2 protein-coding genes are annotated in these 2,606 nt (G+C 70.8%); one reads left to right on the top strand and one right to left on the bottom strand.

What is annotated here, in order from left to right; genetic code table 11:
- The coding region (locus VIB55_RS15250) for a hypothetical protein (RefSeq protein ID WP_331877519.1) at window positions 1-377 on the top strand (377 nt) is incomplete at its 5' end.
- Window positions 378-463: 86 nt separating this feature from the next.
- Here the strand turns inward: VIB55_RS15250 and VIB55_RS15245 are convergent.
- Window positions 464-2,443, bottom strand: coding sequence for a hypothetical protein (locus VIB55_RS15245; protein ID WP_331877518.1), 1,980 nt, complete (start codon window positions 2,441-2,443; stop codon window positions 464-466).
- Window positions 2,444-2,606 lie beyond the last annotated feature (163 nt).

Here is a 2,606-nt window from a genome sequence, read left to right as displayed (position 1 = left end):
CGCAGGCCGTCGGAGCGTACCTCGTGGAGACCGTCGTCCCGCAGGTCGGGCGGAGGAACCGGCTCGAGGTACGTCCGCCCAGCACGGCATTCGACTCTGCCGTCGCCCTCGTCCTGCAGGCTGCTCCCGAAGCCGCCCTTCCCCCAAGGCGCGGGTATTACAACTGGATCGCCACACGCCGCCTGGCCTTTCACGGCGACACTGCGGTCGTCCTGGTGGAACAGGGCACCGGTTGGCCCGCGCCGGCGGACGACCCGTATGCGCTCACGTTCTACGTCGACCAGAACCACTTCTTCTTCGTCCGTGAACCGGCGGGGTGGCGCTACGTCAGGCGCAAGTTCCATAGCCACGCGGACGGGGGCGCCGTTCGAGGGTAGATCTGCAGTGACCGTCTGGAACGAGAACCGCCCCGGGCACCTGGCCCGGGGCGATTCTCGTTGTCCATCAGACCGTACTGCCCGGCTTACCGCGCGCGGGCCAGGTCGCGGACGGCGCCCGCCAGCATCCGCACCTTGGCGCCGTCGGACGAGCGGCCGGCGTCGCCGTCCAGGCTCGTGGCCAGGCTGTTCAGCGCCGTGCGGCGGCCCGCGCCCGAGGCGCGCTCCGCGTTCGTCAGCGCCTGCCGGACGGCGGTGATGCGGCCGGCGTTCAGGCCGCTGGAGCGCTCCAGCTGGTCCACGTAGGCGCGCGCCAGCGCGAAGCTGGGCGGCCACACGAACTTGGGCTGGCCCTGCGGGTTCAGCTGCTCCAGCTTGACGGTGTTCGCCGCGTCGATCTCGTTCTGCGACAGGAACCGGCTGGGCTGCAGCTGGAAGATGTCGAGCCCGCGCGAAATCTCGGAGCTGACGATGGCGCCGTTGTACCAGTACACCGACCACGATCCGCCCGGGCCCATGCGCGTGGAATCCGACGGCCCGCGGTCATGGAAGGCGATCTCGAACGGGCGCGCCGCGTCCGTCCAGTCGAACACCGAGATGCCGCCCTGGTACCACGCCTGCACCATCACGTCGCGCCCCGGAATGGGGATCAGCGAGCCGTTGTGCGCCACGCAGTTCTCGAGCGCCGTCTGGGGCGCCGGGAGCTTGTAGTAGCTCCGGAACCGCATGTCGCGGCCGTTCTCGATGGTGAAGATGGCGTTGGCGCCCCACTCCGGACGGTCGGTGGCGCGGCACTTGGCCTGGCCGCCGCCGCCCCACTCGTCGCTGAACAGCACCTTGGTGCCGTCGTTGTTGAACGTGGCCGAGTGCCAGTACGAGAAGTTGCTGTCGGCCACCGCGGCGATGCGCACCGGGTTGGCCGGGTCGCGGATGTCCAGCAGCATGCCGTAGCCCTCGCACGCGCCACCCGCCAGCCCGATGCCCGGGTACACGGTGATGTCGTGGCACTGCGTGGGGCCGGGGCGCGGGCCGTGGCCCTCGTCTTCGGCGAACATCCGGTTGACGATGCCCTGCAGGTCGCGGCGCAGGGCGGCGCTGTCGGCCGCCGTGGCGGGGCCGGTGCCGCCGCGCTGCTTGACGATGCTGTCCAGGAGCGGCTGGATGAACTGGCCGGGCGCAATGCGCTCCATGCCCTGGATGGTCACGGTGTACTCACCGCGGGCGCGGGCGGCGGCCGCGGCCGTCGCGGCGCGGGCCACGTCTTCGGGCGCCTCGCCGTGGCGCGCGGGGGCCGTCAGGTCGTTGAAGATGCGCGGCGAGCTTACGATGGCCGCACGCTCGGGGTGCGCCAGCGGCACCTTGATTACCTCGATGCGGAAGAGCGCCGAGTTGGGGTTTTCGCCCGGCGCGCCGCCCACGCACCCCGGAAGCTCGTTGGGCGAGCGAAGCTGCGACGAGCCGGAGATGTAGACGTACACGTTCTCACGGTCGCGCGGGTCCGCCAGCACCGTGTGCGTGTGCGAGCCGCGGCAGGTTTGCACGTTGCCCACGTTCTTCGGATTGCGGATGTCGCTGATGTCGAAGATGCGCAGGCCGCGAAGCCGCTCGGTGCTCACCGTGTCGCGCACGCCCTGCGTGCCGCAGTCCAGGCGCCCGGACAGGCCTTCGCCGGAGATGAAAAGCAGGTTGCCGTGCACCGACACGTCGCTCTGCGAGGCCGGGCACACGAACGCCGTCGCCAGCGAGGGGCTGGCCGGGTTGGAGATGTCCCAGATCTGCCAGCCGTTGTAGTTGCCCTGGATGGCGTACTTGCCGGTGAACGCCAGGTCGGAGTTGGTGCTGCGCTCGAAGCCGGGCGCCGGGCGCGACTTGCTGACCACGCGCAGGTTCCACGAGGCTTCGGCCGCGTCGTACATGCCGGCGCGCAGCCCCACGCGGGGGTCGGTCTGCGACGTTCCCTGGGCAGCCGCGGGCACGGCTCCCGCCGCGAGCACGAGGGCCAGCGACAGCCGGGCCCACGGGGTGGCCAGGTTCACCCGCGCGGGGCGGGGCGGAGAGACGGACATGGGTGTTCCTTTAGCTGGGTGAGGTGGGGCGCGCCCCGGCCGCTCGGCAGGGAGCGGTCAGGGCGATGGGGTACCGAACGTCACATCGGCGAGCATCCGCTGCATCCGGGCGATCTCGGTGGTCTGGTCTACGCCGACGTCCGACGCGAACTTGAACACCGTT

It is taken from the genome of Longimicrobium sp. (genome assembly GCF_036554565.1).
GTDB lineage: Bacteria > Gemmatimonadota > Gemmatimonadetes > Longimicrobiales > Longimicrobiaceae > Longimicrobium.
Note: the sequence above shows the minus strand (reverse complement) of the source record. Positions and strands in the feature narration are given on the sequence as shown.

Bases quoted from the DNA above. Each gene is read 5' to 3' on its own strand.
- VIB55_RS15245 (WP_331877518.1), bottom strand. From the start codon at position 2,443: ATGTCCGTCTCTCCGCCCCGCCCCGCGCGGGTGAACCTGGCCACCCCG.